Origin of the sequence: Tardisphaera saccharovorans (genome assembly GCF_046635845.1) — an archaeon.
Classification (GTDB): domain Archaea; phylum Thermoproteota; class Thermoprotei_A; order Marsarchaeales; family UBA168; genus UBA168.
Map to the genome: position 1 here is coordinate 41,555 of NZ_JAQQXN010000001.1, position 13,509 is coordinate 55,063.

The following is a 13,509-nucleotide window of genomic DNA, read 5'->3' on the forward strand; positions in this document are numbered from 1 at the left end:
CCTTTATGGCTAAATAGTTCACACAACTTCTTCGACCATTATGCGCTTGGGCGGAATGATCTCATGTGGATATATCTTTGTGGCTATCAGGCTAACTCCTTCGCCCACCCTTACGTCATCTGCAATCACGCTAACACCCATTATCTTTGTTTGTGCCGTTTCGGAGGAGAGAATTTCCGCGTGCCTTCCCACGATGCTATCGCGGATCTGTGCAGCTTTACCGATGAATACACGATCCATGATAGCCGAGTTCTCTATCACAGATCCATCTCCTATTATGGTATAGTTATCTATGGAAGAGTCTTTGATGTAAACGTTATCTCCTATGGAGCAGTGCCTGCCTATCAAAACGGATCCTTCAACCTTAATCTTCCCCATCTTTATCTTATTCTCGATCTCCTTTGCCCTTTTAATTGATTCAGCGCTTTCACCTTGTACCCAAACGGACGCGTCAGCCGCAATCTGGTTTCCTTTTGGGAGCCAAGGCTCTTCAACCTTAAGGAGTTTTTGCATCGTTTCCAGGTACTTATTTGGGCTCCCTATGTCGTACCACTGACCTCTGATAGGGTACGCGTAAATCGGGTAGTCTCTTTTCAGTAAGTAAGGTATGAAGTCCAGACCGAAGTCCAAGCGCCCCGCCTTTATCATGTTTTTAACTTGCTCCTCTTGGAAGATTTCCCTTATCTTAGGGCTTAAAAAGTAAACCCCAGTATTTATGAGGTTTGATGGTGCTTCCTCCTTTTTAGGCTTTTCAACAAATCCCATTACCCTCATGTCCTTATCGAGTTTGGCAACCCCGTACTCTGAGACGTCGTCGACGGCAGTCACCCCTATGGTCATTACGGCGTCCTTTTGTTCGTGGAACTTGATCAGCTCCTTTATGTCTACATCAAATATGTTGTCTCCCTGCACTCCAACGACGGGATCGGTTATATCATAATAATCCATATTTATCCTCACGGAGTCGGCATTGCCCACGTCATCAACTCTCGGCTGGTACTTTATGTGAGCTCTTGGCTCTATGGCATAATAGGAAGAGAACCCCCTCCCGTCACCAAAGTAGTCAAACAGGCTCTTGTAATTCACGTAGCCCTTCACCCCGAATATGAAGTTTTTTACGCCTTGACGCGCGAGATTGGCCATAGCTATCTCAACGATGGGGCGGTTGAGAAGTCTAATGACCGCCTTCGATACTTCGGCTGTTAGAGGTCTTAGCCTAAGCGCTTGACCCCCGACCGGAATTATAACCCTCAACCTATCCGTGTCGCAGGGCTCACCCAACTCATATAAATACGTGCGTCAGCATTTAACCTCTTTGGGACTTAATATAGCAAGAAACCCTCTTTCTTAAGTTAGTGATGCTCATTCATGCCTTCCCTGGTAAGGTCAAAAAGCTCCCGATAATAGGGTCAAAAAGTTCGGGTATTCAGCAGTTGTTCCATGAGGCTTTCGAGCCATTCTACTGCGTACTCGTTGTCCATGTCTTTTGCTTTGCTTATGAGTTCTTTTACCCTTGACAGCAGCTCGCTCTTGCTCATTGACGTGATCTGGCCTAGCTCGTAGTCTAGGTCCTTTGCTATGGCGTTGAGTCCCTCGATAGTCTTTCTTGAAAGCCCATTATCTGAGTAACTTATGGGAAAGCGCTCCATGTAGGGATTGTGCTGCTCTGCTATCTCGCCGTATGTATCGGAGTTTATGGCGCTGAGATATATTTTTTTAACCTCCTTAACGATGAGACCTATCACTTTTTCCTTGTCACCCTCAAGGTTGAACTCGTTCTTCCAGTCATCCCAGTTCCCCTCAACCACCCCTCTTGCGATCTCTGGCGGTACCCCCTCTTGGACCGCCTTTTCGACGACCTTTTTTATCAGTTCCTTGTCTTCGCTCACTGCTGTGATCGCTTTAAATCAGCCGGTGGCGAATAAACTTCACGCTTTTTATCTCACACAAATGTGTAAAAGATCACGAAGTATGCCTCGGCCGAGATTTGAACTCGGGTCTGCGGCTCGAGAGGCCGCCATACTTGACCGGGCTATACCACCGAGGCAATTTCAAAATACTTGTATCGATATAAGCTTTGCATGCCATCTGGAAGAACAAGTGATACGAGCGTCACTTTCAGCACACCCCATAATTCCTTAATAGTAAGTACGTGATATTAAGTGAAAATGAGCGAGAACGAAGGCGACGAGGGCATAGAAGTGCCTGAGGATAGCCCCATAATCAAGAAGCTTATGGAGCTCGATGGAGTGGGGGAGGCGACGGCCCTCCGCCTTTATGAAAACGATTACACGTCTTATGAAAGCCTTTCAATCGCTTCTGCAGAGGAACTCTCCGCGGCAACGGGCCTTAGCGTTGCCATGTGCCATAAGATAATAAATTCGGCAAGGGAGAAGCTGAACATACAGATAATAACCGCTGATGACTTGGAGAAGATGGTTCAGAATAGGGGAAAGATAACCACGGGTTCCTCGGCTCTTGATGACCTTCTTGGAGGGGGTGTGCCTGTCGGGGAGGTCACGGAGTTTTATGGGGAGGGTGGATCAGGAAAAACTCAACTGGCCATACAGCTGGCCGTTAACGTAATGCTCCCGAAGGAGAAGGGCGGACTGGATGGAAATCCGTTTATAATTGACTCGGAAAAGACGTTTAATCCCAAGAGGTTCAGAGAAGTTGCCGCGGCTGCGGGCCTGGATCCCGATGAAGCACTTAAAAGAACAAGGGTTTACGTGGCACGGGCCACAGACGATCAAATGGCTACAGTTGAGAAAATACTCATGGATCCAGATAATACCATAAAGGCGTGGAACACGAAGCTTGTCGTTGTGGATAGTGTCATAGGCTTCTTTAGGAGCTCCAAGCAATTCCAGGGAAGAGAGCACTTGGCCGATAGGCAGCAGAAGCTCAACAGGCATCTCCATGACCTCACAAATCTAGCGGACGTTTACAACATAGCGGTCGTTGTCACCAACCAGATAATGTCGAGGCCTGATGTCTTCTTTGGAAACCCGAACACGTCGGCCGGTGGTAACATAATGATGCATGGGCCTAACAATAGGATCAACCTGAGGAGAAGCAAGGGAGGTCTTAGGATAGCGCACCTAGTCGACAGCTCTTACCTTCCGGAAGGGGAGGCGGTATTTGAGATAACCCCACAGGGAATAAGGGATCCGAAGAAATAGATCAATTTTGATCTTGAGAGGCCTGCCCTTTCATAGGTCAGGTTTATCTTCTATGGCCCAACCACCTTATGGAAGAGGAGGCGGAAGAGGAAGAAATTTATGAGCAGGAGGAAAGGGAGGAGGGCGAGGTCATTCGCTATGGGGAGGCCTTGCCCGAGCCTCCGGAAGGAAAAAAAGTGTACCTCCTTTCCGTCGAGTACGATGCCCAAAAGGGCAAGGCCTACATGAAGCTCGTGGACGAGGACGGGAACGTCTACGCCTACTACGATCGGACAAACCACAAGCCTTACCTCATAACGGACGTGCCACCAGACAAGATCAAAGAAATACCCCAAATTGCCAAGAGCAAGGAGTTCGTGGATGCCATAAGGGTTAGGAAGTACAACGCCCTAACAGGTGAGTACCTTCAGCTGACCAAGCTCATGGCTAGTGATCCTCTTGCCATAGGGGGTAAGCCAAACTCCTTCAGGGAAATATTGCCAAGGGTCTGGGAAGCGAAGATAAGGTATACCAGTTGCTATACGTACGACAACGGGCTTTTGCCGGGCATGCCTTACATGGTTTACGATGGAAGCATAAGGCCATATCCTAATGATCTTACTCCAGACGAAGAGCTGCAGCTGAGAAAGATCTTCGAGGGAGAGACAGAAGATTACGTGGCTCAGGCTTTCAAGTACTTCCCCTTGCTCATATCTGCAGCTCCTGACATCAAGAGGGCAGCTCTTGATATAGAGGTTTATACGCCTAGGGAGAACCTGGTTCCGAATCCTGAGGAGGCAAAGTTTGCGGTTATATCTACGGCCTTCTCGGGAAGCGATGGAAGAAAGGTGGTTTATCTTCTAATGCGTGATGAGGCTGAACTTCCGAGAGGAGAGTCTGCAGACCTTCCTAGTGACGTTGTGGTGGAAGAGGTTGACGATGAGGCTGAGCTTCTCAGGAAGACCTTCAAGACCATGGAAGAATATCCTCTTCTGCTAACCTTTAACGGTGATAACTTTGACCTTAGCTACCTTTATCACCGTGCTCTTAACCTTGGCTTTAAGAAGGAGCAAATCCCCATTTCGCTGAGCAGGGATCAGGCTTACATTACCAATGGATGGCACCTAGACCTCTATAAGTTCTTTAAGAACGCCGCCATACAGATTTATGCATTCGGAGGCGCATACAAGGGTTTCACGCTCGATGAGATAACGAAGGCGCTGCTTAAGAAAGGAAAGATCGTCGTGCCTCCTGCTCTGCATGGGCTTACCACGGGCCAGCTTTCAGCCTATAACTTCAACGACGCCGAGATCACCCTTGAGCTTACTACATTTCAAGACTCCTTGGTTATGAAGCTAATATTCTTGATAATGAGGATCTCCAGGCTTTCCATAGAGGAGGTCGTGAGGCTTGGTATAAGCGGGTGGACCAGGAGCGCCATCTTCGCGGCGCATCGCGAAAAGAACTACCTAATCCCTAATCAGAGCGACCTGGCCGTTAAGGGAACGGTTCAGAGCAAGGCGATCATCAAGGGCAAGAAATACCAAGGTGCCATAGTCATCAAGCCAACTACGGGTGTTTACTTTGACGTGGCTGTCATGGACTTCGGTTCGCTGTACCCCTCGATAATTAAGGAATACAATTTATCCTACGAGACCATTGACTGCCCTCATCCTCAGTGTAGGTCGAACAAGATACCGGGAACCGATCACTGGGTGTGCACAATTTGGCAGGGCATCTTTTCGACTTATGTGGGTCTCATAAGGGACTTTAGGATCAAGTGGTTTAAGAAAAAGGCTAAGGAGGCGACCGATCCTCAAGCGAAGGTGTGGTACGACGTTGTCCAGAGGGCTTTGAAGGTCTTCATAAACGCCTCATATGGGGTTCTTGGAGCTGAGACGTTTCCACTCTACACTCCTTCGGTAGCAGAGGCAACAACAGCCATGGGGAGGTACGCCATAACGCAAACGACAAAGAAGGCTCAGGACATGGGCATTAGGGTCCTTTACGGCGATACCGATAGCGTTTTCCTTTATAAGCCGGCCGAGGAACAGCTTGAGCAATTATCGCAATGGGCAGAAAAAACCCTAAGGATAGGGCTCGAGGTGGACAAGAGGTACAGGTACGTGGTCTTTTCCGAGCTGAAGAAAAATTACCTCGGGGTCACGCCTTCGGGTCAAGTGGATGTTAAAGGTCTATTGGGCAAGAAGAGAAACACGCCAGAAATCGTTAAGAAGGCGTTTTCTCAGATACTTCAGGTATTGGCTAGCGTGAAGGATGAAAAGGAGTTTGAGTCAGCTAAGCAGGACATCAAGAAGATAGTAAAGGACGTATATACCAGGATAAAGAACAAGCAATTCTCCTTGGAGGAGGTCTCTTTCAATATGATGCTTAACAAAAACCTTTCGACGTATACCAAGACCACTCCTCAGCACGTGAAAGCGGCGCGTATGTACGTCGCCGTGACGGGGAAGCCACTCGGCCCTGGAGAGGTGATCTCGTTCGTTAAGGTGAGAGGAGGTGAGGGCGTGAAACCCACGGAGCTCGCGTCGGTAGATGAGATAGACTTAGATAAGTACATAGAAAGCCTGAGAAGTACCCTCGAGCAAATACTGGACGCTTTGGGCCTGAGCTTTGACGAGATAATAGGCGTTACTGATCTTTCCTCCTTTATACAGTTTAAGTGAGGCGTTACAGTTAAAAGAGGCGCTGGAACTCTCATATGAGCGTTGAAGAGAGGCTTCGTCAACTTGGGATATCGCTACCCGCACCACCATCTGCCTTGGCCAGTTACGCGCCTTATTTTGCCCTGAAGGAAGAGGATTTGAGGTCTTCCCGTTTGATATACGTTTCTGGCCAGCTGCCGCTGGAAAACGGCAAAGTAAAGTACGCTGGCAAGCTTCCGAGAGATTTGACCGTTGACCAAGGTATTCAGTCCGCTAAGCTCTGTGCTATTAATGCCTTGTCTGTGCTCAGGACAGCGGCGGGGTCACTTGATGCGGTGCAGGGGATAGTTCGCGTGGAGGGGTTCGTCAACTCGGATCCTGAGTTTACCGAGCAAGCCAAAGTGGTTAACGGCGCGTCCGATCTGCTTGTTGAAGTCTTTGGAGAAAAGGGGAAACATTCCAGGTTTGCCGTAGGTGTTAGTTCCCTTCCTTTGAACGCGGCTACCGAAATAGCGTTGATCGCCTTGGTGAGGTCCTAGATCTCCAGCGTCCGTGATGGGCAGGGGGCTACCTTTTAGACGTTTTATCGATAAAAAAATTTATTTAGGGACGCGCTGTTTCTAGTAACATGTCATCTGGAAGTGATGAACTGCTTATCGAGGAGCTGAAGCAGACTCCGCTTTACGCTCAACCGCTAGAAGTGGTGGAAAGGAAGGGAATAGGGCACCCTGATACCATATGCGACGGCGTTGTTGAGGAGTTTTCACACCAGCTTGCGGCCGCCTATTGGAAGAAATTCAATGATATTTACCATTATAACGTGGATAAGGCATTTCTAAGAGCAGGCAGAGCTGAGCAGAACTGGGGAGGAGGAAAGATCATAAAACCCATGTTGTTCATACTTGGAGATAGGGCAACATGGAGCGCGGGAGAAGAGACGATCGACGTTGGAGAGATAGGGATATCCTCGGCTAAGAAGTGGATAAGGGAAAACCTCAATTCCCTTCACCAGATCCTTGACCCCGATTCCGACATCGTTTACCAGGTGGAGATCGAGCAGGGATCTAAAGAGCTTTCGTACATATTGAACGAGAAAATGAAGGTAAAGAACAGCACCACAATAAAGTACTCGGAGAAGGGCGAAATTCCTAAGGCTAACGACACTTCGGCCACAGTCGGTTACGCTCCGTTGACGAAATCTGAGCGCATGACCTACTTATTGGAAAGGCACCTGAACTCCAAGGCCTTCAAGCAGGAGCATCCGGAGGTCGGTGAAGACATAAAGGTGATGACCATAAGAAAGAAGAACAAGTTCGACATAACCGCTGCAGTTGCCTTCGTCGATAGGTACGTCAAAAGCGAGGACGACTACTTCAATAAGAAGGAGAAGCTCAAGTCTGAAGTAGAGGAATACATAAAGTCTGAGTTTCTTGAAGGGGAGGAGCTCGAGTTCTCCCTCAACGCGCTTGACAGGAGAGGCAAGGGGCTTAACGGCGTTTACCTTACGGTTACGGGCACGTCCGCGGAAGACGCCGATTCCGGTGAGGTCGGCAGGGGTAACAGGGTTGACGGAATAATATCGCTGAATAGGCCTGCAAGCAATGAGGCAGCTGCTGGCAAGAATACCGTCAGTCACGTGGGTTTGATTTATAACATACTGTCCTTTGACATGGCGCGTGACATATACTCCCAGTTCTTTGAGAAGGGATTGGAAGAGGTATACGTGTGGATGGTGAGCCAGATAGGGCGGCCAGTTAACTCTCCTAAGAGCGTTACCGCCCAATTGATCATGAGGCCGGGCCTTACGGCGGAATCCATAAGAGAAGAGGTGAAAGAGGTCATCGGTAAGCGGCTTGACGCCATGCCCGCTTTTATAGACGACATAACAAACAACAAGACCGATCGCTATATAGAGAAATGGATGGCCGCACCGGAACTGAGGGCCTAGATCACCATAAGCAAGGGATCCGAGGTAGCTTGTGCATCGCTGAGGTCGTAGGGTCTCACCGTTTGGCGGGGTGATGCACGCATGGGGTGCGTTGTGGTTTTTTCTACGAATGACGAAGCGGGTATAAACATAACATCTCAGTTGCGGCAGCTTATACCAAATGCGCCAATAGTAGCCGTTGAAAAAGACCTTATCGATCTGAAGAGCCCAGACGTTCCGCGGGCAGACCTGGTGGTTTTTGCCTCTAAGCACGTGGGTAAACTGCCATCGTTTACGGTTCATGTGAGCGGTAATCCTGGTAGCGAAGCGCCGTTCGGCGGAGTTCCGTATGAAGTATCGGTATCGGCTCCATTACCCATGCGTGTTGCGCTGGAAACCATGAAGAGATTAGCCTCACCGGAGTTTCAAGTAACTTATGAGGTAACTCATCATGGCCCTTCTGACCTAAAAGTGCCGTCTTTCTTCGCCGAGCTTGGCAGCGGCCCCTCTCAGTGGTCAGTTCCGGAGCACGCCAGGGTTGTGGCTGAAGGCATAGCTGAGGTGCTCAGAAATTGTGGAAACTGGAAGCAGTTTAGACCGGTGCTCGGACTTGGAGGTCCTCACTATGCTCCAAACATAACCAAATACGTTCTCAAGAGCAACGTAGCGGTTGGGCACATAGTGCAGGGGTCCATACTGGAGGAGAACGATCCTGAGAGAGTGATCGACGTGGTCCTTAAAGCCAACGGTAATACAAGTGCCCTTCTGCTTGATTGGAAGGGAGTTAAGGGAGAAGTGAGACAAAAAGTACTCGATGTTGCTGCTAGGCGTGGGCTTCCTGCGCTTCGGGCCTGAAGGCATTGCCGTGGATCGGGCGCCGTTCATCGGTTATTATCTTGTTATGCCTATACTTCTAGATGCTTACCCCTTTTACCCGTTCGCGTTAGCGCTACTCGTTGATCCGAAATGATAGATCCTTTTCCGCTTGGCAGAAGCGGCTCCACGTCGGAGTCCTTTATCATGTAGCCAAGAGGAGAACCAAGCTTCTTTAGTTCGAACGCTAACCTTTTCCTTATTGCCTCAATCAGTTTCTCGCGTTGAAGGTCACCAGGCCTTATGGTAACGTAGGCTAAGGCCCTTTTCCCAACGGCCTTGGGAGGACCCGAGATCACCCTGAACCACCCTTCTCTCGCTTCAACGCCTATGGACAGCGCAAGCTCAGCGTCTATCTCCCTTTTTTTGCCGTATATCATGAAAGAGCCCTTTGATAGGAAAGTCCCGCTGGGGGGCGAAAGCGACACTTGCTCCGACTTAAAGAGGGATACCTTTATGGAAAGAAGACCTTCGGCCCACGCCTTGGAGTACGAAGCAACGAACTGGGCAGCCTCATTTACGCTCGTTTCAGGGACTTTTTCAGCGTCCTCGTAAATTATAGCCAGAGGAGAACCGTGGACGTCAGCATGAAGTGCCCAAAGGCCACTTCTCATTACATTCCTTATTATCGAAATGTTTTGATCTGCGTCTTTCCCGCCTATAACAAGTATGCCATCGCTTGTTATGAACCATCTGTACCTTTCGTACCACTCTCTCTTTCTCGCAACTCTCATGGATGCCTCTAGCTCCCTGAGTTGGCTTTCTTGTTTCTTGCCGCTGAGCTTTGCCTCCAGTTCCCTGATCTTTTCCATAGCACTTTTTTCCTTTCTTTCTTCTTCCTCTTGTTGGGTGTGGAGCTCAGCTATCTGATCCCATATCTTCTTGTTTATTGCCAACGGTATGTCTGGAGCCTCTTCAAACGTTACGTAGCCGCCGTTTGGATTCTTTGATACGAGGTGAAGCCCGGCGACTTCACCGGGCTCCAGGGCGTTCCAGCCGCGTTTCTTCTGAAGGGCCGATAGCTCCGAGAGGGCAGTCGAAAGCGAGGGAGCCAAAGCGGAAAGGAGCTCCACTTTTTCCTTTAATTCCTGTGCCCTTTGCCTATGGGCTTCAGCAGCCGCGGTGGCGTTCTTTACCGTTCTTTCAAGCCTTTCAGCCTCCTCCTCTTTTCCTTCAGTAAGTTCTTGGAAAAACGCTTCCTCTATGGTCTCGTTAAACGTCTTCCTCTGTTGTGCGTTAACTTCATCGCTTATGAAGCGAAATGGATGAAAAGAGACCCCGTTTTCGGACTTCGTTATTACGGGCCTGATTTCCTCTTTCCTCTTCGTCATTTCCCACAACTTTTCAGCCTCAACGATGAATGCCTTGTAGCCTTCAGGCGTCAGCTCCTTGTCCTCCAACAACTTTGCTCTAGCAAGGGCCTCCTTTATGCCCTCCAAGGGAAACGAGATCTGGTGGGTAAGTGAGGTAAGGGCAGGTCCATCTATTTTTTCAAGTGCTTTTGCCCGCTCAAGTGGTAGGCCCCTTGGGGGAGGCAGCGCGTAGGGCTTACCCTGCTCGAGTATCCTGTCCCTTGCCCTAAGGGTTTGAAGCAAATAAACTATCTTTCCATTTACTACCACTGCTAGCTGTCCAGTTGAAAAAAGTTCTAGGTAAAGCTCGATCTGTCCATTAAACTCGAGCTTTATCACCCTTTCTGTGTCTACCTGTTCTATCGCTTTCAAAGTTTGGCCCCTGAGGATCTGGTTTAGCTGAGGATGTGGTCTTGAGTTGGGAAGCTCGCGCTCATGAACGTTGGTCAAGTACAGGTAACGGCCAGGCCTCATGACTAGGGTCCGGTCGCCGGCCCTAGTTCTAATGCGAAACAAGAAGATGGAGCCTAACTCGTAAACGGCATCCACGCGCGAGCCCGTGATCTCATCCGCGTTTTCGGTGATCCAAGCTGAGATATCGATGGCAGATAAGCCGGTCTTCACGGTGTTAAATTGAGCGCGAGGCTTTTAACTTTATGCAGCGTAAATGAGAGGAATTCCCTTGTTGTGAGAAAGGGTATGGATAGCCTCTTTAAAGACTTTAAAATTGCGCCGATTTGCATGTAGCTTGATAACTTTTGCCAGATTAAAGCTCTACCTCTTACGAGGTGCAGAAGGGCCTGCTCCAGAAACGCCTCGGTTTTTCAGAGCTGTTTACAATCCTTAAAGGAAATGGACAAGTACTGCATCTCCCGCAGGGATGGCAATAAGTCATTCCTGAACTACCTCGACGCGCAAGGTACGTCCATCCTTATTACCGGAGACCCCGCCCGTTAGTACGGGGAGATAAAAAGGGCATAATTCATGGCATGGGTATTTTAGGAGATGCCTCCCAAAATCCGAAAGCCTGGCAGCGCGCGATCACGACCTCAACTTGGCTCAGCTCGGCCCGTGCCTTAACGAAACGCGCGGCCGCGCTGCCCGAAGCCCCCGCTCGAAAGCGGTGAGGTAGCTTACCCTTGTTCATCCGAGGATGATGCCTCGTCGTCCACTATGGGCGCCTCTTCCCCTTGCTGGTTTTCCCTCTTTATTGTTCCTTTTTCAAGGGCTTCCACTACAGTTTCTAACCCGAAAAGGTTTGCCTCGAAAACTCCCCTTTCTCTTTCAGACAAAAAAAGTGCCCCCTCTTCGCGCCTGAGGTCGGCCATCACTTTCTTTATTTCATCTGCGCTAAGTCTTGAATATGCCATCACGAACAGCGCCCTTACGTCCTTCCTTACGGCCGCCTCATACATGCCGTTGAGCCCCCAAAGAAAACCGTTCCAAAGTTCTCCCTTGCCTTGGGCACTTTCTATGACGTCAAGTTCTTTTTTAGCCGTTGCCTGATCTCCTTTAGCCAGCGCTATGCAGAAATTTTTGAGAGCGCGCCTGTGCTTTTCTTCTGGCAGCAGGCTATTTCTTCCCCTTCCCATGAATTTGACGATTGCTGCGGCTTTAAGCTTTCAGCTGTCCTTCTGATTGGACGAGCGATATCGGTTATTTCTTCCAGAGCGAAAGACTTTTTTTCGGCCGATCTCATTTCCATGGTGAAAAGCTAAATAGAGGAGAGGCCCGTCATAGTTGGCTTTGATCCCGGCATGTCGAGTGGTCTTGCCGTGCTATCGATAGATGGCAGGTTACTTCTTTCGAAGACTTACAAAGGATCCCGTGACGTAGCCATGGACGTTATTTCGGTGGGAAGGCCAATCGCGGTAGCGACCGATGTGCCAAAGGTCCCAAGGGCTGTTAAAAGGTTGGCGAGCGCTTTTGGATGCCCAGTGTTCAGGCCAAACCGCTATTATACTGCTTATGAAAAAACCGAGTTATTGAGAAGAAACGGTTGGGAGGGGCTTGAAATACATGAATCAGATGCGCTGTTTGCAGCCCAACTCTGCTTAAGTGTAACCCGCAAAAAGATGAGCGACGTTATGGAAAGCGGGCTTACGTCAAACGAGCTCACAAAGGCGCTTTTGTTGCTCTTATCTGGCGAGAACGTGAAGGAGGCCGTGAAAAGGGCATCCGTGAACGCAGTGGCCTTTCCGCGCGAGCCTGGGCGCGCTAAAGGAACTAGGCCACCAATAGGCCGTGAGAAGATAGCTAGCCTGGAGAACCTTGTAAGCGAGCTCAGAGATGAAAACGACGCGCTTCGCGATGAAGTGAACAAGCTCAAGGAGAACGAGCAGATACTGAGGCAGCAACGCGAGCTTTCCCTTTACAGAGATAGGCGCATTGAGATGATGCGGCGCAGGGTTGACACGCTGGAGCGCTTGCTCGCAGACAGACAGGGCGAGAACGATGCGCTTAGAAGGGAGCTTGAAGCGCTAAGGGGGCTGCTTCGGCGGGTGGCTGAGGGCACCGACGTGCTGGTACCAAAGCTGGAGAGCCCTCATCCAGAGGACGAAGCGGAAACGGGCTCGTTTAAGGTCGTTGCCATTGATGACGGGGTAAGTGACGAAGTCTTAGATCGGTTGAAAAGGAGCGGCGTCGAGTACCTCTTCATCATCAAAGGTGACGACAGGACCGCTGAGCAAGTGGCAGAAAGGGGGATGTTTCCGATAATGCCCAAGGACCTGAGTTACGTGGACATGGGTAATGTCGTTCTCTTTGACGCGAGATTGCTAAGGGATTCGCAGGCGAGGTCGAAGGAGTTTTGGAACGCCAGAGAGATACAGAAGAAGAGAGAAATGCTAAAGATGCTGCTAAACGGTGGCAAGCGATTAGCTTTAATCTTAAGAAATAAGTAGGAAGGGATGGAGCTTAGCGATGGAGATGGCGAGTTATTGGTTGCACTCGCGAGGAGAGCTGTTGAGGAATATTTGGCCAGTAACATGAGCTTTAAGATAGCACCTCCAAAGGACACTCCCAAGCAACTCTGGGAAAGGGCTGGGGTGTTTGTCACGATAAATGGGAGAAGTAATAAGGGAGCTTATGATGAGCTCAGGGGGTGCATAGGTTTTCCCTATCCCATACTTCCGTTGGTTCAGGCGACGATCGAGGCAGCTATAGCTGCTGCCACCGAGGATCCGCGCTTTTACCCGCTGAGCATCGAGGAGCTTGGGCAAGTGACATTTGAAGTGTCGGTTTTAACTCCTCCTCAAGAGCTAACGGTACCCAAAGAGCAGCTTCCATCATATATCAAAGTGGGCAGGGATGGCCTTATAGTTCAGAGGTACACCAGGAGCGGTTTGCTTTTACCTCAAGTGGCAGTGGAATACGGCTGGGGTCCCGAGGAGTTTTTACGCGAGACGTGCATAAAAGCGGGGTTGGATCCGAGCGCCTGGAGGGACGAGCGCACCAAGGTTCTTTCATTTACAGCCATCGTTTTTGCAGAGAAAGAGCCCCTTGGACCTATCGTGAGGAAGCCTCTATAG

The 13,509-nt window shown here is 49.6% G+C and carries 11 protein-coding genes and 1 tRNA gene; 7 read left to right on the forward strand and 5 right to left on the reverse strand.

Annotated elements, in window-relative coordinates:
• Positions 1–18: 18 nt before the first annotated feature.
• From PRZ02_RS00220 to PRZ02_RS00230, 3 genes are all read right to left on the reverse strand, one after another.
• Entirely contained in the window at positions 19–1,281 is a 1,263-nt protein-coding gene (locus PRZ02_RS00220) for a sugar phosphate nucleotidyltransferase (RefSeq protein WP_449463853.1), read from the reverse strand.
• 128 nt (positions 1,282–1,409) lie between these two features.
• A complete protein-coding gene (locus tag PRZ02_RS00225) occupies positions 1,410–1,889 on the reverse strand; it encodes a hypothetical protein (RefSeq protein WP_449463854.1) in 480 nt (159 codons plus the stop codon).
• An 83-nt stretch (positions 1,890–1,972) separates the two neighbouring features.
• A tRNA-Glu gene (locus tag PRZ02_RS00230) sits at positions 1,973–2,047 on the reverse strand.
• 121 nt (positions 2,048–2,168) lie between these two features.
• Here PRZ02_RS00230 and radA point away from each other — a divergent pair.
• The 5 genes from radA (at position 2,169) to PRZ02_RS00255 (ending at position 8,609) form a co-directional block, all read left to right on the forward strand.
• Positions 2,169–3,182 (forward strand): DNA repair and recombination protein RadA, encoded by a 1,014-nt coding sequence (gene radA / locus PRZ02_RS00235; protein ID WP_449463855.1) that lies wholly within the window; start codon positions 2,169–2,171, stop codon positions 3,180–3,182.
• 68 nt (positions 3,183–3,250) lie between these two features.
• Complete coding sequence (locus PRZ02_RS00240) at positions 3,251–5,848, forward strand: DNA-directed DNA polymerase I (protein ID WP_449463856.1); 2,598 nt, start codon at positions 3,251–3,253, stop codon at positions 5,846–5,848.
• Positions 5,849–5,883: 35 nt separating this feature from the next.
• Positions 5,884–6,366: a RidA family protein gene (locus PRZ02_RS00245; RefSeq protein ID WP_449463857.1), complete on the forward strand. Its 483-nt coding sequence runs from the start codon at positions 5,884–5,886 to the stop codon at positions 6,364–6,366.
• 89 nt (positions 6,367–6,455) lie between these two features.
• Positions 6,456–7,775 carry a methionine adenosyltransferase gene (locus PRZ02_RS00250; protein ID WP_449463858.1) on the forward strand — a complete coding sequence of 440 codons (1,320 nt, stop codon included), beginning with the start codon at positions 6,456–6,458 and terminating at the stop codon, positions 7,773–7,775.
• 81 nt (positions 7,776–7,856) lie between these two features.
• Positions 7,857–8,609: a D-aminoacyl-tRNA deacylase gene (locus tag PRZ02_RS00255; RefSeq protein WP_449463859.1), complete on the forward strand. Its 753-nt coding sequence runs from the start codon at positions 7,857–7,859 to the stop codon at positions 8,607–8,609.
• A 50-nt stretch (positions 8,610–8,659) separates the two neighbouring features.
• On the opposite strand, the gene rqcH is transcribed toward PRZ02_RS00255, so the two are convergent.
• Positions 8,660–10,603 (reverse strand): ribosome rescue protein RqcH, encoded by a 1,944-nt coding sequence (rqcH, locus tag PRZ02_RS00260; protein ID WP_449463860.1) that lies wholly within the window; start codon positions 10,601–10,603, stop codon positions 8,660–8,662.
• A gap of 509 nt (positions 10,604–11,112) precedes the next feature.
• A complete protein-coding gene (locus PRZ02_RS00265; RefSeq protein WP_449463861.1) occupies positions 11,113–11,571 on the reverse strand; it encodes a hypothetical protein in 459 nt (152 codons plus the stop codon).
• Positions 11,572–11,715: 144 nt separating this feature from the next.
• Here PRZ02_RS00265 and PRZ02_RS00270 point away from each other — a divergent pair, with 144 nt between their 5' ends.
• Both PRZ02_RS00270 and PRZ02_RS00275 read left to right on the forward strand, forming a co-directional pair.
• Entirely contained in the window at positions 11,716–12,882 is a 1,167-nt protein-coding gene (locus tag PRZ02_RS00270; RefSeq protein ID WP_449464415.1) for a DUF460 domain-containing protein, read from the forward strand.
• A gap of 6 nt (positions 12,883–12,888) precedes the next feature.
• Positions 12,889–13,509, forward strand: a complete 621-nt coding sequence (locus tag PRZ02_RS00275) for a TIGR00296 family protein (protein ID WP_449463862.1) — start codon at positions 12,889–12,891, stop codon at positions 13,507–13,509.